Source organism: Bacillus sp. AK128, from assembly GCF_053903075.1.
The window spans coordinates 4,325,645-4,349,318 of record NZ_CP096379.1; the positions used below are offsets into that span (position 1 = coordinate 4,325,645).

A 23,674-nucleotide genomic window follows, 5' to 3' on the forward strand; every position below is an offset into this window, starting at 1 on the left:
CTATTTAGTTATAAACAAAAAAGACTATAAGAAGATGGTTTCTTCTTACAGTCTTAAATCCGATCCAAATATAATTTATACAGAGAAAAGCAAGGAAGCCTTTGCTTAAAGCATATATCCATTTGCTATCTCATTCCCGGTTCAAACTGGGCGGATTATTTCAAAGAATCCTTGAAACATCCAATAAATTATAATCTCGATTTCAGTAAAGTAAGTTAACCTTCTAATTGCCGAATTCCATAAGAGCATAACAAATAAACCTATCAACAGTAGGTAAATTCCATACTCAGAGTAAATTCATCATTAATTTTAAAAATTAATAGTAGCAATTAGTTTGTTGGGGTCATGAGCTTACTTTCCTCCTTCAAGATTTTCTTTATTATCTCATATTTTCTATTTTTTGTAAATAATTTACTAAATAAAAAAACTCCCCTATAAAGGGAAGCCTTTGTCTACTCAGTTATCGGTATTTTTAAGTCATCACCTACTTCAAGTATAGTACCTTGGCTATCCTTAACAGGCGCAAACACCAACACATACTCACCTAGTGGTCCTGGTAACTCATTTTTATTAAAGATTGGTTCTATTTTTTCACCACCGGCTATTAAGAAGACACCAGATTTAGATTCATCCACAAAATATCCGTATCCTTTTTCAAACTTTCTTGCGTTTAAGAATTGATTTTCTAATTTACTCATTACATCAAATTTCTCTCCAGTATTTTCTTCGATGTAAGGCCCTGTATCTGTTCCAGTAACAACAACTCTTGTATCAAACGCTGAGAATTCCACTTGCCTGATCGTGTAAGTCTCGTTATCGAACGTAAATTGTTTATTTAACTCAATGGTTTCTCTTTCAGCAATATAAGAGTTAGTCAGGTTAAATGTAAGTGGCCATGTTGTATCTATTTTGATAAACGGAGTACTACCGGTATTACTGTAATCATACTGAGTCAAGTTACGCATTTCCAACGTAATGCTCTGACCTTCAAATTCTTCAATAGAATCAAACGCCATGGCTTGAGCGACCTTATTTTCTTTCTTATCATAATACCTACTTCCCCAGCCAACGTGATTTAACTTCTTCTCCCCACCATCTTGATCAACTACATAAACCTCGGTATGCCCTTCAAATATATTGAGGGAATAGTTTTCTAAGTCTGTTTTCTCACTTTGATAGGTCACTAACAGCTTTGTTTCTTTAGAATCTGTTAAGATACTCTGGAATTCTACTGTTATATCATTTTCTTCATCATAGAATGTCTGGTTAATGGCTTGGCCATGTCCTTCTTCTAACACAGCCTGTAATCCGCGATCATCGATATGTTCACTAGAAAAGATTTTATCATACATTTCTTGTATGGCTGCCAAAGCAGGCGTAAACGTCAGTGCAGAAACAGAAATGATACAAACAGCTGCAGCTATAGATATCCTTTTATAAAGTGTCGGATTCTTATGGTTACCATAATTCATACCACTTTGTTCAGACTTCGCTTGTTGCACACCTATTTTTGCTCGTTTATGTAAATCTTTTGGAATGGAAATTTTCTGTAACTCCTCTTTTAGATGACTCATTTTATTTCAGCCCCCTTAAGTTTAGTTCGAAGCTTGCCAAGCGCACGGTATAAAACAGATTTAGTTGTACCTAATGGCATCTCCAGTGAATCTGAAATTTCTTTAAACGAATAACCCTCATAATATTTTAAAAGTATGATACTTTTTTCTTCCTCATTTAACTGATTCATTAAATCTTGAAGTGTTATAGAAAGAGAAACGTCTTCATCTTCTACTCCTATGTTTTCTTCAAATTCGGGAATAAGCTGAACAACCTTTTTGTTTTTCCTCACTAAATCAATCGAGCAAGTAATCGCTATTCTGATCAGCCATGATTTAAAGTACTCAGGGTATTTTAAAGTTCCAATCTTTTTAAATGATCGATATGCCACTTCCTGAACCACATCTAAGGCATCTCCTTCATTTTTCACATAGACATAAGCCATTCTATAGATATCTTCTTCATATTGTTGGAAAAGCTTTAAAAAAGCTTGATCATCACCTTGTTGAGCTTTCTTTACTAATTTCAACATCCATTTTCACCCTCTCCTTTATGACCTACACTTATTAGACTAAACTGATCGCATATTGGCTTAAAGTTTTTCAAAAAAATTAGGAAGGTTTTATACTTCATCAATAGAAGTACAAAACCTTCCCATATAAAGATTCATTACATATATTTTTTCACAGGTTCATATTCAAATAATTTACCTTCATAAACTTGATGTAATCTTTGGTTATTGCGAAAATCATCAGGAGTTATAAGTACAGGTAGTTTATCCCAAAGCCTAATTCCTGAGCGATGGAGAATTTCTGCAACAAATTGCGAGCAAAAGTAAGAGTTGCTAAACTCGACAGGCTCATTCAATGAAACACCTATTACACCTAGTATGTTATATAAAAATTTACTTTGATTTTTTTTAAAGACATTTAATACTCGTTTCATTTTTTTTATATCTCGATCTGTTACGTCTAGTTTATAAATAACACATGTAGTTTCTGGATATTTGCTATAAGTCCCCTTGAATATATCTTCCTTCACAAAGCCTCCATTAATGGGGTTGCTCGGGTTTTTCCGACCAAAACTATATAACTCTTGTAAGTCTGCATCAAAGGAGATTGAGGCATGGTTATAGGGAGCCTTTGTATATTTCTTTATCGATTTTGTAAACAAAGTTCCAGTATCTGAAAGCATAATATACACGGTTCGGTTCATTTCCATCTTATTCCCTCTTTTAAAGTTTACAATTTTATCCTATAGTAAATTATACATGATTCCTGAAGAAAATTGCTCTGGTAAAATTAGTTGTTGATTTTCGTTCTAAGATCAATAATGTTCTTTAACAAGTCTAAAAAACAGACAAAAAGTTGGTGACAAATTGAATAGTACACTTTTGACACAGTTTATTATATTTAGTGGTTTACTATCCGTAAGTTTATTAGTGATGATTATTAGGAGAATCCAGCCTAATAAAGATTTTTCTACCCTCTTGGTTCGCGTTAAAACGTGGTGGGGTATGTTTTTAATTTTTATGTTCGCCACCTTATTCAATCCAATCGTTTCACTGATTTCCTTAATGGTACTATGCTTCTTTGCACTGAAAGAATATTATTCTATGATGAAGACAAGGAAGGTTGATCGAAGGGCCTTTTTGTGGGCCTATTTATCCATTCCGGTTCAATTTTATTGGATATATATAGAGTGGTATGGGATGTTTATTGTTTTTATTCCGATTTATGTGTTCTTATTCTTACCCTTACCACGGATACTTGGAAACAAAGGTACAGTTGGACTATTGAGATCCGTCAGTTCTACCCAATGGGGGCTAATGCTCATGGTCTTTGGGTTAAGTCATCTAGCATACTTCCAATTTGCCTCTCCAGTTTACGGAGCTAATCTTGTATTGTTCTTGGTTTTACTCACACAACTTAATGATGCAATCCACTTTTTAATTTCCTTATATTTCGGAAAGTCAAAAGTAATTCCAACAGCTAATCCTCATATATCATGGGAAGGCTTTATTGGAGCTACCATCGTCACAACAATAGTCGCCTATTTGGTCTACCCGGTCTTAACCCCGTTTGATGTGAAGTTTGGCATTATATCCGGATTGCTTATTGCCGTTGGAGGATTTTTTGGGGCCCTTACCATATCAGTATTAAAACGAGATTTATCACTTGGAGAAAATGGTAAACCTACGATGTCAAAAGAAAGCTACCTTAGTCGCGTCGATAGTTTGACCTATACTGCACCGTTGTTTTTTCATGTGATTCGGTACTTTTTTGATTTTATGTAAATAAAGGCTGTGTTAGTTAGGTTAGACACTACTGTTCATTTAACACAACCGATATAAAAAGAGCCACCGACACAAAGAGTCAGTGGCTTTTTTCGACTAAATGTTGCGCTGGATGGATTGATTACATGGGACCTGGTATCCTAGTTTATGCACCGGTTGTGATTACAAGGGACCCTCTGTCCTCTATTTCTCCTAAACTAGTTGATTTTGACTCTCTTGAGGACCCTCTGTCCTTTATTTGACCATTTCCCTTCACTTTTCGTCGGTTTTGCTTCAAATAGAGGACTGATTGTCCGCTTCTACCTCTTAAAGCTATAAATTCATGAAAATAGAGGACCAGATGTCCTCTTCCCGCACTTCTTCATATGCCAAATGGATCACAAGGGACCCTCTGTCCTCTATTTCTCCTAAACTAGTTGATTTTGACTCTCTTGCGGACCCTCTGCAACTTTATTTGACCATTTCCCTTCACTTTTCATCGGTTTTCCTTCAAATAGAGGACTGGTTGTCCGCTTCTTCCCCTTAAACCTATTAATTCTTGAAAATAGAGGACCAGATGTCCTCTTCCCGCACTTCTTCATATGCCAAATGGATCACAAGGGACCCTCTGTCCTCTATTTCTCCTAAACTAGTAACTTTTGACTCTCTTACGGACCCTCTGTCCTTTATTTGACCATTTTCCTTCACTTTTCATCTATTTTGCACCGAATAGAGGACTGGATGTCCGCTTCTTCCCCTTATACCTATAAATTCTTGAAAATAGAGGACCAGATGTCCCCAAACTCACTAAGCAACACTAGGCATGATTCCCCAAAATCCCTATCCTATCTCATTTTAAGTTTATACGAACGTGCACGCTCTGTTCCACTTGCAATGATTAGCAAATCCTTGGCGAGTAGATGAGGTAAAATCCTTCTTACATGTCTTGTTGAAATGTTTAGGTGTTGTGATATTTCCTTTGGGGTTATTGGGTGTAAGGAGCGGCGGGCGTATCTGATGATCTCAGCCTCTAGCCAAGATAATTGCGGTGGAGTTTGTTGAGAGGTGAATTTTCCGATTAGAGCCAGTACTAGCTGCTGGCATTTCTTCGGTTCTTCCTTAATAGACAAATAGGCGATGGGCAGTATTGTCCATCCTTCGAGTGCAAGTAACGAATGACGCCAGCACAAGTCTTTAAATCGTCTAACGTCCAAATCTCGTGCATGTGGACCAAAACCTTGAATTTCAATACAACCTTTTGCATCTTTCGGCATATAAGCCAAATCTAAGTAGCGATAATTATTGTTAAAATCATGAATTTCCCATTCGGGATATAAATCGTTAAAGTTACCAACTGCCGGAAACCATACATGTCTCAAAAATTCAACCGTACCATGGCCCAGCCCTTTTTCAAGTAGTTCAACTCTCCGAGGATTCTCCTCCCTTTTAATGTTTTCTTGGATCCATTCATCATAAATCACTTCAAATTTTAACAGTGAATTCACTCTCCTTTCATTTCATTTATTATAGCGACTTATGAGTGAGGAAAACCAGCAAAAAGATCAGTTCCCTCATCCATACTGGAATTAAAAACTGACCTTATCTCTTCTATATACTAATTACTTTTCCTGTTTCAGCGGATTGTTCAATTCCGAGTATCACCTTCAACGAAGCTAAGGCCTCTTCGCCAGTAACGGGTGGAGTCGTATTATTTCTCACACACTCAATAAACTCATCAATAATACCACTATTGGTTTGGTTATCATTGGTTTGGATACTTTCGAGCTGGTAATTAGTCACTTCACCATTTTTCATCATCACTTCTAGTTGATAGTCCTTACTATGGTAGATTTTCAGAATGCCTTTCTCACAATAAATGATTGTGCTGTTATCCTCCTCACCATAATACGTCCATGAAAATGCTGCTGTTCCTAAATAACCATTACTCGTCCTAAGACTTGCAACAATATTATCGGAGACCTCAATTGGTTCTCCATTTTCACCAACCTTATCCAATGCTCCGTGAAAAGCGCTAACCTGAGTAATTTCATCATCTAAAAGAAAGTGGAGTAGGTCTATTTTATGAATTCCTAAATCACCTGCAACTCCAAGACCAGAGCGTTCTTTTTTGAAGAACCATGTAGAGTTTGTTTTATTAACACCCCAGCTTTCTGGTCCAGAATGACCGAAAGTGGTTTGAAAAGTTAAGATTTTACCAAGTTCTTGGCTCTGTAAAAGCTCTTTCGCCTTTTGATGCGCTCTCGTAAAACGTTGGTTATGTCCAACCATCAGCTGCTTCCCAGATTTTTTTTGCGCTTCAATAATCTCCTCAGCATGCTCAACTGTTAGCGAGATTGGCTTCTCACATAAGACATGCTTTCCATGTTCTAACGCTTTTGTTGAAAAATAGTGATGAGATTCGTTTGATGAACAATCACTAATCGCATCTATACTTGGATTCTGTAACAATTCTTCTATCGTTTCAGCGACACTTCCACCAAACATCTCCGCTAAAGCTCGTGATCGTTCTATATTCCGGTCAAAAAAGACAATTTCATCTACATACGGATTTTCTTTATATTCCGGCGCATGTCTAAATTTAGAAATAGATCCACAGCCGATAATACCTACTTTTAATCCCACGTTAAATCTCCCCCTATTCTCTCTTTTGGAATACGACAGCAATGATAATAATTAGTCCTTTTACAAAACCTTGAAGGTGTGGAGACACGTTCATTAAGTTCATCATATTATTTAAAATACCTAAAATAAGGATCCCAAAGAATGTTCCAATAATTTTCCCACGTCCACCTGTCATTCTTGTTCCACCAATAATAACCGCAGCAATTGCATCTAACTCATATTGAACACCTGAGCTAGAAGAAGAAATTGAATTTAATCGTGAAGTTTCAATAATGGCAGCTACACTGACTAGTAAGCCAGCCAAACTATAGACCGCAATTTTAATTCGATCTACACGAATAGCCGAAAGGAGAGCTGCCTTTTCATTACTTCCTAAAGCATAAACATAACGGCCGAAACGGGTTTTATGCATTAAAACATAAACAAGTGCAGTCATAATAAGAAAGATAATAATTGGAAAATCAATAATCCATAGGTCACTATTAGCGATAGCTGTAAATCCAGTGACCTCCCCAGAAATACTTCCACCCTCTGCTATGTATAAGGCGATTGAGCGAGCACCTGCCATCATCCCCAAGGTGGCTATAAATGAGGCAATTCTTCCCTTTGCTACCATTAGACCATTTAAAAAACCGGCAGAAGTACCTACAGCTAATGCTGTTAAAATTGCAACAAAAATACTCCCCGATGCATTAAGAGCTAATACCGAAATAACTCCTACTAATACCAGTACAGAACCCACTGATAAATCAATACCACCTGAAAGCATGACAACCGTCATTCCTAAAGCAATGATTCCAATAATAGATACCTGCATTAAAATATTAAGCTGGTTATTGAGATCAAGAAATCTAGGATTTAGAACAGAAGCTAAAATGAAAATAACAACGAATGCGATTATGACGCTATACTCTGACCAAAGCCAAGAGAGGCGACTATTTTTTGATGTATTAACGTTTACCTTACTTAAATCCATATTAGCCATTTGTTAGGCCCCCCTTTTTGAACCAGTAGCATAACTCATAATTTCATCCTCAGTTACTTCCGCACCTTTAAACCGGGCAGTAATCTCACCTTGGTACATGACATTAATATTGTGACAAACTTTTAAAACTTCTGGTGCTTCTGATGATAGGATAATAATTGCTTTTCCTTGTTTTGCTAACGAGATAATATGTTGATAGATTTCTTGTTTTGCTCCCACATCAATTCCTTGTGTTGGATTATCAAAAATGATGAGATCTGTGTCGACTTCAAGCCATTTCGCAATAATAACTTTCTGCTGATTTCCTCCACTGAGCTTATCAATGGTAATAGAAGGATTGTGAACTTTTATATTCAATTTATCCTTATAATATTGGAATCGATCCTTTTCTACCTTACCATGGATAAAACCGCTTTTTTCAAAATTGCCTATTGAGGATATGCTCATATTATGAATAACACTCAAGTCTTTAATAATTGCATTTTCTTTTCGATCCTTTGGTACAAGCCCCACTCCTGCTTTGATTGCTTTTTGTGGGTGATCTATTTTCACCAACTGGTTATTAATCTTAATTTCCCCAGTGTATTTTTTTCGATAGCCAAATAAACTTTCAAAGAGCTCCGTTCTCCCGTCTCCAGCTAAACCAGTAAAACCTAAGATTTCGCCTTTTCTAACAGAAAAATGGATGTTTTTAAATATACCTTCACTGGATAAGTCATTTACTTCTAGTAAGACTGGACCAAATGATTCCTTATCTACTAGTCTTTCTTCGGAAATAGACTTACCTACCATTAGTTTTGTTATAGAATCAAGGTCTTCATTTTGTATATCCCCTGTTCCAACAAGTTCTCCATCACGCAATACCGTGTACCGGTCACAAATCTCTTTAATTTCCTTTAATTTATGGGAAATATATATAATTGAAACACCTGATTTTTTTAGGTTTCTCATTAATTCAAATAAACGATTTACTTCATGTTCGGCTAGCGATGCCGTCGGTTCATCCATAATAATTAATTTAGATTCTTGAAGTAAGGATTTTGCAATTTCAATTAACTGTTTATACGATGTATCTAGATTGCGAACATATTCCTTTGGGTCAATGTCTACACCAAGCTTTGCTAGAATCTCGGAAGTTCTTTTACACATTTCATCGACTTTTAAAAAGCCTATCTTATTACGAAGCTCTGAGCCTAAAAACATATTTTCATAGACTCTTAAATCTGCTACAACATTAAGCTCCTGATGGATAAAGCTGATTCCATTTTGCTGTGATATTCTTGGATTCATCATCTTTACTTCATTACCATGGATTTGAATAGAACCACCATCTGGTTGATGAACACCACCTAGAATATTCATTAAGGTCGACTTTCCTGCACCATTCTCACCTAATAGTGCATGGATTTCTCCTTCTTGAACCTGTAGAGTAACTTTTTTTAATACAGATACCCCATTAAATGATTTTTCAATTTGACTCATTAGCATGAAAGGACTTGTAGACATTTGATTAATCCCCCCTATATAGGAAAAGAGGAAATACAATAATTGCATGATGAACTATTGTATCCCCTTACAACTTATTTAGAATTTGGACTCTGGATCGTAATACTCATCAACATTTTCTTTTGTAACCTGAGTAGCTTCCTTTACTACCATTGTTTCTGCAGGGTCATTACCCTTTGCAATATCAGCAGCAATTTTCACTGCATCTTCAACCATAGTTGGTGAATAAAGGAATGTAGCTGTGATTAAGCCATCTTCTTTGATGTTTTCGAATACTCCTTTACCTCCACCAGCACCTGTTACAAACTTAATGTCTGTACGACCTGCTTCTTTAATAGCTTGTAATACACCTAAAGCCATACCATCGTCTTGAGTAAAGACAGCATCAATATGAGGGTGTGCTTGTAGGATATTTTGCATAACTTCTAATGATTTTTCAGTTGAGAAATCTCCACTTTGAGAAGCGACAATCTCAATACCAGATTCACTATCCATTGCTTCTTTAAAACCTGCTCCACGTTGTTCTGTAACTGAACTTGGTGGTCCTGTAATTTCAACAACCTTACCACTTCCACCTAGCTTTTCCACAAAGTATTTACCTGCATTTACACCAATACCTTCGTTGTCACCTTTTACAACAACAGTTGCTGCATCATTTTCAAGCTCACGGTCAACAATTACTAACGGAATTCCAGCATCCTTAATTTTCTGTCCTACTGGAGTAAGGGCTGCTGATTCAATTGGAAGCATGACAATTACGTCAACACCTTGAGCGATAAGGTCATCCACATCATTCGCCTGCTTATTCGGATCAGCTGCATTTGTCATGACATAGTTAATGCCTTCACTTTCTTCAAGTGCCTTTGCTTGCTTTTCTGCAGAATCAATTAGGGCTCCCATCCAACCATGAGTGGCAGAAGGTAAAGAAATACCAATTGTTAGCTGATCATCCTCACTTCCACTACTTCCTTCGCTACTACAAGCTACCAAACCAAATACAGTCACTAATGATAAACATAAGACTAGAAACTTCTTCAACATAATTCCCCCTTTAGTATCATGTTTTAATGATGACCTCCTATGTAATCGATTACATTTTACATCTAAGGTCAGCGCTCTATTATTAACTACTAATGATTAATAACAGAGCGCTGATCTTAGTTGCATTTACCCTATCGTTGACTCACGCACCACTAATTCATGATTTAAAATGACACTTTCAACTTTCTCATCCTTGATTCGATCAATTAACATTTTGGCTGCAATGGTTCCCATTTGATACATAGGCTGCGCTATCGTTGTTAATGTAGGGTTTGTCATATTAGAAAAGTCAATATTATCAAAGCCTACAACAGCTACATCTTCTGGAGCCTTTAATCCTTTTGCATTTACTTCCTTCAACGCCCCAATCGCTAATAAATCTGATACTGCAAAGACTGCGGTTGGACGATCTTGCAAGTTTAAAATCTTTTTCATCGCTTGTTGACCATACTCAAAACCAAGTTGTTGGGTATGAATGATATACTCATCCTTAACATCAACACCAAATTCTTCAAGAGCTTTTTGGTAGCCTAACTTCCTTTGCCTTGCATATAAATACTTCTCATCTGAATTAATTAAGGCAATCTTTTCATGACCAAGCTTTAATAAATGTTTAACTGCCTGATAAGATGCCTCCTCATTATCTATTGTAATATAAGGAATATCACTCTCTTCAGCATATTCACTGCACTGGATGATTGCATGCTTTTCAGCTAGTTTCTTTAAGGTCTCTACATTAACCGCTGGATCCATTGAGATAATTCCATCCGCCATTTTCTTTCTAACAAGATCAAAATAGATATTCTCTCTTTCAGGATTAGAATCTGTTTCACATAGAAGGATATTGTAATTCTGACTAATCGCGATGTTTTCTATCCCTTTAATAATCTCCTGATAAAAAGGATTAGTAATGGTTGGGATTAAAATTAACAAGATCCGACTTTCGGAAGTTCTTAAGTTTCTTCCTAGCATATTGGGCTCATAATTTAATTTTTTGATTGCATCTTCTACTTTAATTCTTGTTCTAGCAGAAACGGTATTTTGACCATTTAAGACTCTAGAGACTGTTGCTACAGAAACTCCTGCTTGTTTGGCAACATGCTGGATGTTAGTCATATTTTAGTCCCACTTTCTGTGTTTCAAATGAACGATACTCTGTAATCGTTTACAACATCATGTTAATATTTCTAGTATATTCTGTCAATACAAAAAATATAATCAAATTAAATAGTTGATTTATCAAGGAATTTTTTATATGTTAGTAAATGTAACGGATTACATTTTTATATATTCAGATAACTAATAAAGGAGGGGCTTTTATTGAAATTAGGTGTTTTTACAGTATTATTCTCCGATAAAAACTTTGATGACATGTTAGAATATGTTTCTTCAAAAGGTATAGAAGCAATTGAATTAGGAACTGGTGGTTATCCTGGTGATGCTCACTGTAAACTGGACGAATTATTGAACGATGAAAATACACGAAGAGATTTTTCACAAAAAATCCAGAATCACGGACTAACTGTAAGCGCTTTAAGCTGTCACGGTAATCCACTTCATCCTCAAAAGAAGATTGCCGAACCAGCTGATGAAGTTTTAACAAAAACAATTAAACTTGCTTCCATGCTAGGTGTTCCAGTTGTTAATACCTTTTCCGGATGTCCAGGTGATCATGAAAATGCACTATACCCAAACTGGCCGGTAACACCGTGGCCTCATGATTTCCAGGAGGTTTTAAAGTGGCAATGGGAGGAAAAACTGATTCCGTATTGGAAAGAAAAGAATGATTTCGCTGTTGCCCATCATGTAAAGATTGGATTAGAGTTACATGGTGGCTTTTCCGTACATACCCCCGCTACTATGCTAAGACTAAGAGAAGCATGTGGTCCAGCAATCGGAGCAAATCTTGATCCAAGCCATCTTTGGTGGCAAGGTATCGATCCTATTGAAGCTATAAAAATACTAGGTCGCGAGGATGCCATACACCATTTCCATGCTAAGGATACGATTATTGATCAGCCTAACATGAATAGAAATGGTCTTACAGACATGACCGACTATTCCGAAATGCGCGATCGCTCTTGGTATTTTAGATCAGTTGGATTTGGACATGAGCAAAAAGTTTGGGCTGATATGATTAGTACACTTAGACTTTATGGTTACGATTATGTAGTTAGTATTGAACATGAAGATGGATTAATGTCAATTGATGAAGGATTCACAAAGGCAGTTGAAACTTTAAAGCCTGTTATGGTTAAAGAGTCTGTCGGTAAGATGTGGTGGACATAAGGGGATATTTTATTTCCACTCTTTGAGTTTAACTTGATACATTAATCAATAAAAAAGGATAGACAAGATCGCAAGGCAATTGTGCTATCCTTTTTTATTCTTATAACAGGAAACTCTTTGTTTTGTGGTTGATCGGTCTTCTCCTCCCCCACCTATACCCTACCAATATAACGAGAATCCCTCATAAAACCTCTTTGGCCAGGTACCCAATTTGCCGGGACCACTTCATCTGTTTCTCTTTCATACTGAATACCTTGGATCAACCTAACCATTTCGTAAATATTACGACCGACTTCTAAAGGGTAAACGCACTTTGACTCGATGACTCCCTCAGGATTCACTATAATAGTAGCCCTGTAACTGGCTCCTGTCTTTTCATTTAATACTCGGTACGCTTTACTTATTTTATGGGTTCGGTCACTTAATAGTGGGTATGTCACGTTCTTAACTAAAGGAGACTCTTCTGTAAAAACTTTATGGGAAAAAACACTATCTGTACTAATGGCAAGTACTTCTGTATTCAACGCTTTTAACTGATCATAAGTAGCAGCGACCGCTGCCAATTCTGTTGGTCAAACAAAGGTAAAATCACTGGGATAAAAAAATAAGATTACCCATTGCCCTCGGTAGCTTTCTAGACTAACCTGCTTAATCTTCTTTTCTACATTATCAAATGCTTCAGCGACAAACAGAGGAGCAACATCGGTTGTCTGTGCGCAAAATGAGTGCTCATTATCCTCTAAACCTACGTGATGTTTATTATTCATCATTCTTCACCTCACTCTATCTAAGAGGTAGTATATGTTTAGGTTTTTGTCCTATTGAGCCTAATTCGGTGTATTTTTCATGTAGGTTGTTATGACCTGGAGTGAAAAGATATCCCTAATTTGTTCTTGTTGTGTTCACATCCAAATACTGTGGTTAGAAGATAAGGTTAATATTAGGTCACCAATTGAAGAAACAACAATATATTTACCAATACCCATCCAGCAACTTTGTATAGTCCACAATGTCACTTTGCCTCTACACATCATGAAAATATATAAACTGAATAAGAGCAATGGCTAAATAATCTACATTTAATCATTCATTTCCTGTTCGTACCATCGTCATGTAATTCTTGTATTGATTTTTAATACAAAAAAACCCTCTTCTAGAAATTAAGAAGAGAGGAAATCTATGCTCTTATATTGAACCAAGGACCGCCCTTAATCCTCTAAACCTTAAAACGTTTAAGCAAACCTTTTAATTCTTCAACGAATTGAGCAGTTTCTTCTATTAAAGTGGTGATATCATGGATTGAATGTAACTGTTCTTCTGATGAAGAAGCAACTTCACTAATATACTTAGTAGATTCTTTAAACTTCAAGGAATTTTCTTTAATTACTTTTTCTACTTCTTCTACCTTAGAAAGTAAGTGGTCGATTTCTCCAAATATTTTCTCTACTTCAAATGATGATTCTTGCGACAAATGGTAGACAGTCTTTAAACTTTCATTTACATCTTTTAAGTTCTCCATACCCCCGCCAAATTGATTGGTACCAGATTCAATCTGCACTACTGCGTCTTTAGTCTCTGCTTGAATCACATTCACAAGTTTTGATATTTGTTTAGCTGAATGAGCGGATTGCTCTGCTAATTTTTGAACTTCATTAGCAACAACAGCAAAGCCTTTTCCGTGCTCACCTGCTCTAGCTGCCTCAATCGCAGCATTCAAGGATAATAAGTTTGTTTGTTCCGTAATATTTGTAATGAGGTGAACGATATTTCCGATCTCTGAGGAGCGATTACCTAATATTTTCACCGTATCAGTTGAATTTTTTAAAGAATCTTGTATATCTGACATTTGATTCAATAATGAACTGATTTTATCATTTGCTCTTTCTGCCTCTGTAAATACATTTTTAGTTTTCTCAGACACTAGTAAGGAATGATCTTTAATCTCCTCGACACTTTTGGTAATGTCCGTGATTGAGTCTAAATTCTTATGGTTTCCACCTTCTTGTGTCTTGGAAATTTCGGCTGCGGTTTGAACATTATTTGTAACAACCCCTGATAGCTGAACCATTTCTTCTGCATGGTTGGTTAAGAATGTCGTATTATCGGCAACTACTTCCCCTTTTTGAAGGATCCCACCAATCAAATCCTGCAAGCTATCGAGCAGAGAATTAAAGTTACTCGCTAATTCTCCAACCTCATCTTTTCTATTAATTGTTAATCTTTGTGTTAAATCCCCTTCATTATTTACTAGCTCTTTAATTTTTCCGTTAACCTCTTGAATAGGTTTTATTAATCTTTTGTTGACAATATAACTTATGACGGCACTTATAATAATAAATATCACGGTTATTATTACAAAGTATTGTAATAAGGAGTTCGCATCCGCATATGCCTCGTTTGTAGGAACTGAAATCATAATTCCCCAATCCATTTCTGCTGCTTTACTATAAAAAATTAAATTATTCTCTCCATTAAAGTTTGTTTCAATTACACCGGTCTCACCATTTATACTATTAGTAACAACTCCATCCAAATCACTATTTTGATAATCCGAGATCTTCTTAGAAAGAATATCCTCTTTAGATTGTCCGGCAACAATGGTTCCATCGTTTGTAAAGACAGTCACATACCCACTGTCTCCCAGTTTTATGTTAGAGATAATGTTAATTAAACTATCAATCTGATTTCCTCCTGAAGCTACTCCTACAACCTCACCATTATATCCATAAATGGGTGATGAAGATAAAACGATTGGTGCTCCATTTAAGCTTGGTGTTGCAGAAGGAACTGGATCATATGTTTTGGTTACTTCATTCATACCACCCTGAAAATGTTCAAATTCACTAACTGGTATTTTAGCTCCACCTAAGTAAAGGAACCCTTCATGGTCCATAAATCCAAAAGCATCAGGGTTTTCCATTCTCTCTGCTATTCTAATTCCTAAATCATCCGCTTTTTTAACATCTTGAACCTTTAATTCATCTGCTTCAGCAATGTATTGCATGATATCTTGTTTCCCTTTAATCCAAATATCAATATTTGCTGTTACTGACTGGAGTTGACTAAAGGCTTGATCTTCAAACCTTTCATATAAGAAGTCCTTTGCTTTCATATAACCAATAGCGGACAGGCAAATCAAAGAAATTGTAATTAATAAGCTGATAACTAATGTATTTTTGACAACCAATTTCATAAGTCACACTCCATGTTGTTATTTCATCCTTAGGTAACACCCTATAAATATTTTTTCACCATTAGCTTCTAAGCAAGTAAAGAACTTAGTGATATTCTCTATCAAACTCCTTTATCAGCGCATTAAAAAACCACCTAAAAAAGGCGGGCATTAATCCAGCTTTTTTCGGTAACCCAGCCACCTTTGCAAATGATTGCATTAGGCCTGTAGGCTTTGCGTCCTTACCTTTCGATAAGTTTGCCATTATCGTTAGACTAGTTTTATTTTACTAGGATAATTGTATCAGTTTTATTTATGTTTTTCTACGATAATATTAAATTAAATGAATGATGTAATAACCATAACTAGAATAGCTACATTTCAAATTTCTGCATTTCTTGTTAGATAAATATTTTTCTAACTATATTGATTTTTCTCAAAAAATAATAAATAATTATCCTAGTAAAATAAGGAAAATAATGGTTAAAAGTGATCTATAGATTCCATTTAGATTATAAATAGATTATTTTTACTTACTTTATCAAATAAATTTAAGGGGGAATAACATGCTGCAAACAAATAAACCAGCAGAACAAAATCTTGATTTAAAAAAGTCTTCCATATTAGGGCCCGGGTTAATTGTTGCCGCTACCGGAGTCGGTGCAGGTGATCTAGTTGCTGCTCTAGTAGCTGGTACAAATTATGGATTAGTATTTCTTTGGGCAATTCTAATAGGGTCTATTCTAAAATTCACTTTAAATGAAGGGGTTGGCCGCTGGCACTTAACAAGTGGGAAAACGATATTAGAAGGCTGGCACATAATGGGTAAATGGGCAACAGGCTACTTTGGTGTATACTCTATTATTTGGGGCTTTGTTTATGGGGCTGCCGGTACAGCTTCCTGTGCTCTAGCAATGGCTGCATTATTCCCTCAACTTTCGCTAACTCAATGGGCTATAATCCATGGATTAATTGGATTTATCTTGGTCTGGTGGGGGAAATATAAAACGTTTGAAAAAGTAATGAATGTGTTGGTCGGACTTATGTTTATTACAGTTGTTGGGTCTGCATTACTAGTCATTCCACAACTAAATGATATTTGGGGGACTGCTGTACCGACACTTCCAGAAGGGTCTTTATTATATGCACTCGGATTAATCGGGGGTGTTGGCGGCTCTTTAACAATGGCTTCTTACGGCTATTGGTTACAAGAAAACAAATGGACAGGTCCATCGTTTATCCGTGCCGTTCGCTATGACTCCGCGGTTGCGTATATCGTTACCGGATTATTTACCATCTCACTGCTTATATTAGGGGCAGGGCTATTGTATGGTACAAATGTTGATATAAGTGGAGAAAAGGGATTAGTAGAGTTTGCTTCAATACTAGGAAACGAGCTCAATCCAGCTGTTCGCTATTTATTCCTTATTGGATTCTGGTCTGCATCTCTAACCTCTGTCCTCGGAGTTTGGAATGGTGTTCCTTATTTATTTGCTGACTTCATCCGAACCATTCGTCACCAAGATATTAGTAGGGAAGATTTAAGTAAAACAAAGGCATATCGTTTCTATGTACTATGGTTGACTTTCCCTCCTATGTTATTACATTTTATTGGGAAACCAGTTGGATTAATTATTGCCTATGGGGCATTAGGATCAATCTTTATGCCTTTTCTCGCCATTACTTTAATCTATCTATTAAATAAAAAAGAATATGTTGGTACGATTGATCGTCATCAGTCAATATCGAATATTGGACTAAGCGTTAGTATTTTGTTATTCATCGTTTTGACCATTAATGAATTAAAAAATATGTTCCTATAAACCTTAAGGGGACGGTTCTCTTACTTCCAAATGAAGCAATGAACTGTCCCCTTTAGTGTTACACACCAAGATTTATTGATTCTTTTCTTCTAAGTAAAGCAATTGCTCTTTCTGGATAGTCTGTAATGATCGCATTGACTTGTAGATCAAGTAACCGCTGAATTTCTTCAGGCTCGTTGACTGTCCAAATCCGAAGCTGATCACTTAGTAACCTTATTTGTTGTGCTAATTCAGGTCTTGTCATAATAAGCTGTTTGTTTATATGTAATGCTTCCAATTGTAAAGTTTGTATATAATCATGGGGTAGAGAGATTGCATCATTTAAAAGCCAAGCAATGTTTGAATCTGGGTCTATTTTTTTCATTCGTAGGAGTGAAGGCAAATGGAAGGATGAATACACAACCTTGCGACCATTTCCGTATTTCTTGACTATTTCATGAACCTTCTCCTCAATTCCTTCATAAGGAACCGCATAGGTCTTTAACTCAATATTCAATTCTATGGGGTCGGCAGCTAATAATTCCAGAACTTCCTTTAGTGTTGGAACCCGCTCTGTGTCCCACTCTTTGTCGTATTCAGTCAAATAAGTAAATGGGCTTCCTGCACTAACCTGCTTAATTTCTGCTAAAGAAAGATCCTTAATCCACCCTGTACCGTTTGTAGTACGTTCAAGTGTTTCATCATGAATGACTACCACTTCACCGTCTTTTGTCAGATGAACATCTATCTCAAGACCATCAACACCTTGTTCAATTGCTTTAGAAAAGCTTAGTAACGTGTTTTCTGGATAGGTGCCTTTTGCTCCGCGGTGACCATAGATTTTTGTCATACAGATCCCTTCCTTCTTATAGTTTACCAGTATCTATTCCTTACTCTACGTCAATCATGTAAAAAAGAAAAGCATGGTTATCCCATACTTTTCTCTTGTGGTAGTACATTACTTCCCTCTCGCTCTGTTAGCTTGTTCAATTGCTCTATTAAACTGATCTACTGCAGTTTGATAAGCTTCATCAACATCCCCACCATTATATACAGACTCAAGTGCAGTTTCCATCACTTTACGACCTTGAGGTAGCATATCCATTAAAGCACCTTGTGTTGCAGCAGATGATTTTGTTGCTTGTAATTGTTCTACTGTTACTTGTAATTGTGGTTTTTCAGCCCAAGCATCTTTCACCAATTGTTCATCATAAGCAGCTGGGTTAATAGCAAAATATCCTGTTCCAACATGCCATTTTGCTTGTACTTCAGCAGTTTGAAGGTACTTCATAAATTCCCAAGCAGCCTTTGTTTCAGCTTCAGGCTTTCCATCGATCATCCATAGACTTGCTCCTCCGATTACTACTCCTTCACGTTCCTTCTCTTCAGGGTGTGGAAGGAATGCAATCCCTACTTCAAATGGAGCATTGTCAATAACATTTCTAGCACTTGCAGATGATTGGATAAACATTGATACATCTCCAGCTAAAAATCCAGCAACCATGTTATCACCATTTGTACCGTAGTTAGCAAAAGTACCATCATCCGTCATACGTTTTACCCATTCAAAAATGGATTTTCCTTCTTCTTCTGTCCAACCAATTTCAGTTGGTGTATCGCCACGACCATTTTCGTTATTTAATAATAATGCGCCTTGGTTTGCTAATAATTGCTCCCATAACCAACCATAAGCTTGAAGAGCAAAACCTTTCATTTCTGGGTTAGATTTCACAATTGCTTTACTTGCTTCTTCTACACCTTCATAAGTTGCTGGTGCTGCTTCAGGGTCTAGACCTGCTGCTTTAAACGCATCCTTGTTATAGTACATTACCGGTGTAGAAGAGTTAAATGGCATTGAATAGAACTTATCATCTAATGAATAGTAATTAATGATGTTTTCTTCTAATCCACTCATATCATATCCATCTGCATCAACAAATTCTTGAATTGGAATAATGTTTCCACTATTGATCATGGACATTGTACCAATTTCAAACGTTTGAATCATTGTAGGTGCACTGTCAGTTCCAGCAACCGCATTAAACTTTGTTAATGATTCATCATATGTACCTTGGAATTCAGCATTTACTTGAATCTTATCCTGAGATTTATTATAGTCTGCGACAATTGCATCTAGGGCTTCTTGACCTGCTCCACCCATAGAATGCCAGAATGTTACGACTTGCTTTTCGTCACTTTCTTCTGATGCTGTGTTTTCAGAGCTTGTATTCTCTGTACTTTCTGATGCTGTTTGAGTTTCCTCACCAGAAGTCGTTTCCCCTCCACCAGAACATGCAGCTAAAAGTAATGCCATACCTAATGCAAGAATCGTCATGAGTTTCTTCATTTTTTCTTCTCCCTTTATTCATAGTTTGTATAATTTAACGAAGTAGCTGTTATTTTACAGCCCCTTCGGTTAAACCTGTTTGTAATTTCTTTTGACCTAAGAAAAGTAGAATTAGTGTAGGGATAATAACAATGACAGCACCTGCCATAATGACACCCCAGTCGTTTAATTGTTCTTGTGACTGCAATTGCCTTAGTCCAATTTGGACCGTTCGAACTGTATCATTTGTGGTAGCTAGAAGTGGCCATAAGTACATGTTCCACGATGTTAAAAATCCATAAATCCCTAACGTTACTAAACTAGCTTTTGAAACAGGTAATACGACTGTTAGGAAAAATTTAAAATCACCGATACCGGCAATTTGACTTGCTTCTCTTAATTCTTTTGGAATCTGCTTAAAATTTTGACGTAACAAGAAGGTTCCAAATGTTGTTGCGAAAAAAGGTACTGACAAACCAGCATATTGATCAATCCAACCTAAATCTCGAATGAGGTGAAAGCTTGGTATAACAGATACCTCAAATGGAACCATCATGGTTGCAATGAATAAGTAGAATAGCAAGTCTCTACCTTTGAATTCCAGAAATACGAAAGCATAGGCTGCTAGACTTGATAACAATAGTTGCCCCAGCGTAATTGCTATTGAAACTACTAAACTATTAATTAAGAAGTTAATTAACGGAAAACGCTCAAACGCTGCCACATAATTATCTAAAGATAGCGTGGTAGGCATACTAGCCGTTAAAATATCCTGGTTGGTCATAAAGCTCATCATAATGGCCATGAGAGCAGGACCAGCTAAAAGTAAGGCTGAAACAATCAGCAATACATAAAAGGTAATCTTCCTTCCAATTGGCATCATCATTGATAATGAACCTTCCTTTCACCAAGCTTAAATTGAAGTGCTGTCATCAATAAGATTAAAATGAATAACACTATTGCCTGGGCACTGGCCGATCCAAACTGGTAATTCACAAAAGCCTCTCGATAAATCGAATACACAATTAAATTAGTTTCATTTGCTGGTCCACCTTGAGTTAAAATATCAATTTGACCAAACGTTTGGAATGCATTGATAATCGATACCGTAATGACAAAAAATAATGTTGGAGAAAGCATCGGAATGGTAATTCTTCTAAGTTGATAGAAATAACCAGACCCTTCAATATCAGCACTCTCATAAAGTGAACTATCAATAGACTGTAGCCCACCTAATAGAATTAAAAAAGTAAACCCTATATTCATCCAAATGGTCGTAATGGCAATGGCGAACATTGCCCACTTTGGATCCGTTAACCAGCCAATTGATTCAAATCCAAAGGCTTCCACAATTTGATTTAATAACCCCATCGTTGGATTAAACAAATACAGCCAAAAGACAGAAGCTGCCGCAACTGATACTCCCATTGTGGAAGAGAAGATCGTTCGGAAAAAGCCAACTCCCTTTAATTTTTCATTGGCAATCACTGCTAAAAATATGCTGATGATAATCGTTGCTGGTACCGTATAAAGTACAAATAGGAAGGTGTTCTTTATACTTTTTAGAAAAATAGGATCGGTAAAAATATATAAATAGTTTTCTAAACCTACAAAAACGGTTGTCGCCCCTTTTGCATCAGTCAGAAAGAAGCTCAAGTAAATGGTCCTAAACATTGGATAGAACACAAAAGCACCGAATAAAATAATCGAAGGTAGTAAGAATAATAGACCTTTGAATAAACTAGTGATTCGCTTTTGCTTTTTAGCTTGCTCGAATTGAACAGCAAATGTTTCTTCAGATTCGATTACTAGACTTGGATTACTCATACTCATATCGCAACAACCTCTTGTCTTTTTCCAAGTTCAGCTGATTTGAGCAAATTCCCCGTATCTCCATCGAAGAATAATAAGTATTCAGGCATTATTTTTACAGGTACTTTTTGACCATATTGGATGGTCCATTGTCCAGGCCATTTGGCTGTCCATAGTTCAGAACCAACGTCAAAGGCAATAGAGGTCTCATTCCCCAGTTGCTCAACATTGACAGCTTCTACATACTGAGCCTGCTCTTCTTTTGCCTGGCCTGCAAATAAATGCTCTGCACGAATCCCCACCACTAGATTCATATTTCTTGGTATGCTTCTTGCCATCACAGGATCAACTGGTATGTGAATTTGGTTTTCTATAATTAATGTTGTCCCATCTTCAGAAAACACTGCTTTACCTGTGTTCATTTTGGGAGAACCGATAAAAGAAGCTACAAATAGATTTGCCGGTTCATTATACAGGGTAATGGGTTTACCTACCTGTTGAATCTTCCCATCATTTAACACCATAATTCGATCACCCATAGTCATCGCTTCAACTTGGTCATGGGTTACATATACCATCGTTAAGCCTAAACGTTTTTGTAGCCTCCGAATTTGCACCCTCATATTAGCCCGAAGCTTTGCATCCAGGTTAGATAATGGTTCATCCATTAAGCATAGAGGAGCATGACTCACCACTGACCGACCAAGTGCTACCCGTTGGCGTTGGCCACCTGATAATTCTCTTGGTTTACGCTTCAAAAGTTCAGTAAGTCCTAACATTTCCGAAGCTTCTATTAGTCTTCTTTGTTGTTCTTGTTTACTAACTTTCCTTGCTTTTAATCCAAACAGAATATTTTGCTCAACTGTTAAATGAGGATACAAAGCATAATTTTGAAACACCATGGATAAATCCCGATCCTTAGGTGCTAGGTGATTCACCGTTTGTTCATTTATTTTTAAAATACCTCCAGAAATATCTTCAAGCCCTGCAATCATTCGAAGCAGCGTACTTTTCCCAGATCCTGAAGGACCAACAAGAACAAAAAACTCACCTTCTTCGATGGATACGTTGATACCATCTAATACATCCTTTTGTTTATCATAAGATTTTGAGATGTTAACCAACTCTACCTGACTCATAAACTTACCTCCTTACTGTTTCACAAACCTATTTAACCATAAACTTTTCCATAAAAAAGCAAATTTTCATATTCTTGACAATCCTTTACATTCTCCTAAAATATGTCCCAAAAAGATATAAAATATTAAACAAGCGTTTACATAGTTTACATATGGAAGATTACTTTTTATAAGTTTAGGAGACAGAGATGTACTCACATCTAATATGGAAACTACCTAGTTGCTGGACAATACTAGAATCTTCTATTTCAAAAAATAGAAAAAGCCCCTCAAATTAGGGGCTTTCATTTTTTAACTTTTTATTATACTTAACCTCGAACTAATTTTGAACGAAGCTTTGTGGAGAAAAACTCAATAAGCAAAATTAGGATCACTAACCCAATTAGAATAGAACCCACTTGATCCCATTTATAACCACGCATTGCAAAAATAAGCGGTGCACCAATTCCACCTGCTCCAACAAGACCTAGCACAGAAGCATCTCTCATGTTCATATCAAAACGATAAATCATAACTGACATAAAAATGGATAATAATTGAGGGATAATACCAAATCGGATTTTTTCAAATGTCGTACAGCCGATCGAAGTCATCGATTCTAGTACTTTTACATCTAACTCTTCTATGGCGTCCACATATAATTTAGCTAGCATTCCTATTGAAGTTAACCCAATGGTCAATACTCCTGCAAAGGGGCCTGGGCCGGTAACACGAATAAACATTAATCCATATACCAGAGCTGGAATCGTACGAATGAATATAAGTAAAAGTCTAGTTAACCATGACACAGGTTTAGGAACTATATTGGACGCTGCTAAAAATGCCAAAGGAACAGCCAATACGGAACCAACGATTGTCCCTAAGAAAGCAATTGCAAGCGTTTCTACTAGAAGATAGAGTACACTCTGCTTTGAAAAATTGAATAATAGATTTAAATCCGGATGTGTTAAACCATAAATAATATTGGATGCAACTTTTAGTCCTGCTTCGTCCATCGCTTTGATACTTACAGTTGTCATCGACCAAGTAAATAAAGCTAGGACAATAAACGTAACCGTAAGGACGTACCGATGATTACGTGGTGCAGCAAGAAACTGCTTTTCTACTACTGTCATCATGCATGTATGACT

20 protein-coding genes and 1 riboswitch are annotated in these 23,674 nt (G+C 36.5%); of the genes, 3 read left to right on the forward strand and 17 right to left on the reverse strand.

Annotated elements, in window-relative coordinates:
- Positions 1-452: 452 nt before the first annotated feature.
- From M1D60_RS21640 to M1D60_RS21650, 3 genes are all read right to left on the reverse strand, one after another.
- A complete protein-coding gene (locus tag M1D60_RS21640) occupies positions 453-1,574 on the reverse strand; it encodes a DUF4179 domain-containing protein (RefSeq protein ID WP_456276877.1) in 1,122 nt (373 codons plus the stop codon).
- A complete protein-coding gene (locus M1D60_RS21645; protein ID WP_456276878.1) occupies positions 1,571-2,086 on the reverse strand; it encodes an RNA polymerase sigma factor in 516 nt (171 codons plus the stop codon). The genes M1D60_RS21640 and M1D60_RS21645 overlap by 4 nt, the downstream gene beginning before the upstream one ends.
- Positions 2,087-2,223: 137 nt before the next feature.
- Positions 2,224-2,775, reverse strand: a complete 552-nt coding sequence (locus tag M1D60_RS21650) for a hypothetical protein (protein ID WP_456276879.1) — start codon at positions 2,773-2,775, stop codon at positions 2,224-2,226.
- Positions 2,776-2,932: 157 nt separating this feature from the next.
- Here M1D60_RS21650 and M1D60_RS21655 point away from each other — a divergent pair, with 157 nt between their 5' ends.
- Complete coding sequence (locus M1D60_RS21655; RefSeq protein WP_456276880.1) at positions 2,933-3,850, forward strand: phosphatidate cytidylyltransferase; 918 nt, start codon at positions 2,933-2,935, stop codon at positions 3,848-3,850.
- Between the two features lie 824 nt (positions 3,851-4,674).
- On the opposite strand, the gene M1D60_RS21660 is transcribed toward M1D60_RS21655, so the two are convergent.
- The 6 genes from M1D60_RS21660 to M1D60_RS21685 all read right to left on the reverse strand — a co-directional run bounded on the left by M1D60_RS21660 (position 4,675) and on the right by M1D60_RS21685 (position 11,120).
- Positions 4,675-5,325, reverse strand: coding sequence for a transcriptional regulator (locus M1D60_RS21660; RefSeq protein WP_456279514.1), 651 nt, complete (start codon positions 5,323-5,325; stop codon positions 4,675-4,677).
- Positions 5,326-5,437: 112 nt separating this feature from the next.
- A complete protein-coding gene (locus M1D60_RS21665; protein WP_456276881.1) occupies positions 5,438-6,472 on the reverse strand; it encodes a Gfo/Idh/MocA family protein in 1,035 nt (344 codons plus the stop codon).
- 13 nt (positions 6,473-6,485) lie between these two features.
- Positions 6,486-7,457, reverse strand: a complete 972-nt coding sequence (locus M1D60_RS21670) for an ABC transporter permease (protein ID WP_456276882.1) — start codon at positions 7,455-7,457, stop codon at positions 6,486-6,488.
- Between the two features lie 3 nt (positions 7,458-7,460).
- On the reverse strand, positions 7,461-8,963 hold the full coding sequence (locus M1D60_RS21675) for a sugar ABC transporter ATP-binding protein (protein ID WP_456276883.1): 1,503 nt from the start codon (positions 8,961-8,963) through the stop codon (positions 7,461-7,463).
- A gap of 78 nt (positions 8,964-9,041) precedes the next feature.
- The gene (locus tag M1D60_RS21680; RefSeq protein ID WP_456276884.1) at positions 9,042-10,004 is read right to left on the reverse strand and encodes a substrate-binding domain-containing protein; all 963 of its coding nucleotides are present in this window, start codon (positions 10,002-10,004) and stop codon (positions 9,042-9,044) included.
- A gap of 126 nt (positions 10,005-10,130) precedes the next feature.
- Positions 10,131-11,120: a LacI family DNA-binding transcriptional regulator gene (locus M1D60_RS21685; RefSeq protein ID WP_456276885.1), complete on the reverse strand. Its 990-nt coding sequence runs from the start codon at positions 11,118-11,120 to the stop codon at positions 10,131-10,133.
- 204 nt (positions 11,121-11,324) lie between these two features.
- Here M1D60_RS21685 and M1D60_RS21690 point away from each other — a divergent pair, with 204 nt between their 5' ends.
- A complete protein-coding gene (locus tag M1D60_RS21690; RefSeq protein ID WP_456276886.1) occupies positions 11,325-12,293 on the forward strand; it encodes a sugar phosphate isomerase/epimerase family protein in 969 nt (322 codons plus the stop codon).
- 152 nt (positions 12,294-12,445) lie between these two features.
- On the opposite strand, the gene M1D60_RS21695 is transcribed toward M1D60_RS21690, so the two are convergent.
- Positions 12,446-13,063: a redoxin domain-containing protein gene (locus tag M1D60_RS21695; protein ID WP_456276887.1), complete on the reverse strand. Its 618-nt coding sequence runs from the start codon at positions 13,061-13,063 to the stop codon at positions 12,446-12,448.
- Positions 13,064-13,509: 446 nt separating this feature from the next.
- Positions 13,510-15,486 carry a methyl-accepting chemotaxis protein gene (locus M1D60_RS21700; protein WP_456276888.1) on the reverse strand — a complete coding sequence of 659 codons (1,977 nt, stop codon included), beginning with the start codon at positions 15,484-15,486 and terminating at the stop codon, positions 13,510-13,512.
- A gap of 164 nt (positions 15,487-15,650) precedes the next feature.
- Positions 15,651-15,738, reverse strand: a riboswitch (cyclic di-GMP riboswitch).
- A 293-nt stretch (positions 15,739-16,031) separates the two neighbouring features.
- Between M1D60_RS21700 and M1D60_RS21705 the strand changes: the two genes are divergently transcribed.
- Positions 16,032-17,288, forward strand: a complete 1,257-nt coding sequence (locus M1D60_RS21705; RefSeq protein ID WP_456276889.1) for an Nramp family divalent metal transporter — start codon at positions 16,032-16,034, stop codon at positions 17,286-17,288.
- A gap of 58 nt (positions 17,289-17,346) precedes the next feature.
- Here M1D60_RS21705 and M1D60_RS21710 read toward each other — a convergent pair whose 3' ends face one another.
- The 6 genes from M1D60_RS21710 to phnE all read right to left on the reverse strand — a co-directional run bounded on the left by M1D60_RS21710 (position 17,347) and on the right by phnE (position 23,659).
- Positions 17,347-18,117, reverse strand: coding sequence for a glycerophosphodiester phosphodiesterase (locus tag M1D60_RS21710; RefSeq protein WP_456276890.1), 771 nt, complete (start codon positions 18,115-18,117; stop codon positions 17,347-17,349).
- Between the two features lie 108 nt (positions 18,118-18,225).
- Positions 18,226-19,614 (reverse strand): ABC transporter substrate-binding protein, encoded by a 1,389-nt coding sequence (locus tag M1D60_RS21715; protein ID WP_456276891.1) that lies wholly within the window; start codon positions 19,612-19,614, stop codon positions 18,226-18,228.
- A gap of 49 nt (positions 19,615-19,663) precedes the next feature.
- Positions 19,664-20,473: a carbohydrate ABC transporter permease gene (locus M1D60_RS21720; protein ID WP_456279515.1), complete on the reverse strand. Its 810-nt coding sequence runs from the start codon at positions 20,471-20,473 to the stop codon at positions 19,664-19,666.
- Positions 20,474-20,475: 2 nt separating this feature from the next.
- Positions 20,476-21,426, reverse strand: coding sequence for a carbohydrate ABC transporter permease (locus M1D60_RS21725; protein ID WP_456276892.1), 951 nt, complete (start codon positions 21,424-21,426; stop codon positions 20,476-20,478).
- Positions 21,423-22,544, reverse strand: a complete 1,122-nt coding sequence (locus M1D60_RS21730) for an ABC transporter ATP-binding protein (protein ID WP_456276893.1) — start codon at positions 22,542-22,544, stop codon at positions 21,423-21,425. The genes M1D60_RS21725 and M1D60_RS21730 overlap by 4 nt, the downstream gene beginning before the upstream one ends.
- Before the next feature lie 308 nt (positions 22,545-22,852).
- Complete coding sequence (gene phnE, locus M1D60_RS21735) at positions 22,853-23,659, reverse strand: phosphonate ABC transporter, permease protein PhnE (RefSeq protein WP_456279516.1); 807 nt, start codon at positions 23,657-23,659, stop codon at positions 22,853-22,855.
- Between the last annotated feature and the right edge of the window lie 15 nt (positions 23,660-23,674).

Bases quoted from the DNA above. Each gene is read 5' to 3' on its own strand.
- M1D60_RS21640 (WP_456276877.1), bottom strand. From the start codon at position 1,574: ATGAGTCATCTAAAAGAGGAGTTACAGAAAATTTCCATTCCAAAAGAT.
- M1D60_RS21645 (WP_456276878.1), bottom strand. From the start codon at position 2,086: ATGTTGAAATTAGTAAAGAAAGCTCAACAAGGTGATGATCAAGCTTTT.
- M1D60_RS21650 (WP_456276879.1), bottom strand. From the start codon at position 2,775: ATGGAAATGAACCGAACCGTGTATATTATGCTTTCAGATACTGGAACT.
- M1D60_RS21670 (WP_456276882.1), bottom strand. From the start codon at position 7,457: ATGGCTAATATGGATTTAAGTAAGGTAAACGTTAATACATCAAAAAAT.
- M1D60_RS21675 (WP_456276883.1), bottom strand. From the start codon at position 8,963: ATGTCTACAAGTCCTTTCATGCTAATGAGTCAAATTGAAAAATCATTT.
- M1D60_RS21680 (WP_456276884.1), bottom strand. From the start codon at position 10,004: ATGTTGAAGAAGTTTCTAGTCTTATGTTTATCATTAGTGACTGTATTT.
- M1D60_RS21685 (WP_456276885.1), bottom strand. From the start codon at position 11,120: ATGACTAACATCCAGCATGTTGCCAAACAAGCAGGAGTTTCTGTAGCA.
- M1D60_RS21700 (WP_456276888.1), bottom strand. From the start codon at position 15,486: ATGAAATTGGTTGTCAAAAATACATTAGTTATCAGCTTATTAATTACA.
- M1D60_RS21705 (WP_456276889.1), top strand. From the start codon at position 16,032: ATGCTGCAAACAAATAAACCAGCAGAACAAAATCTTGATTTAAAAAAG.
- M1D60_RS21710 (WP_456276890.1), bottom strand. From the start codon at position 18,117: ATGACAAAAATCTATGGTCACCGCGGAGCAAAAGGCACCTATCCAGAA.
- M1D60_RS21715 (WP_456276891.1), bottom strand. From the start codon at position 19,614: ATGAAGAAACTCATGACGATTCTTGCATTAGGTATGGCATTACTTTTA.
- M1D60_RS21720 (WP_456279515.1), bottom strand. From the start codon at position 20,473: ATGCCAATTGGAAGGAAGATTACCTTTTATGTATTGCTGATTGTTTCA.
- M1D60_RS21725 (WP_456276892.1), bottom strand. From the start codon at position 21,426: ATGAGTATGAGTAATCCAAGTCTAGTAATCGAATCTGAAGAAACATTT.
- M1D60_RS21730 (WP_456276893.1), bottom strand. From the start codon at position 22,544: ATGAGTCAGGTAGAGTTGGTTAACATCTCAAAATCTTATGATAAACAA.
- phnE (WP_456279516.1), bottom strand. From the start codon at position 23,659: ATGACAGTAGTAGAAAAGCAGTTTCTTGCTGCACCACGTAATCATCGG.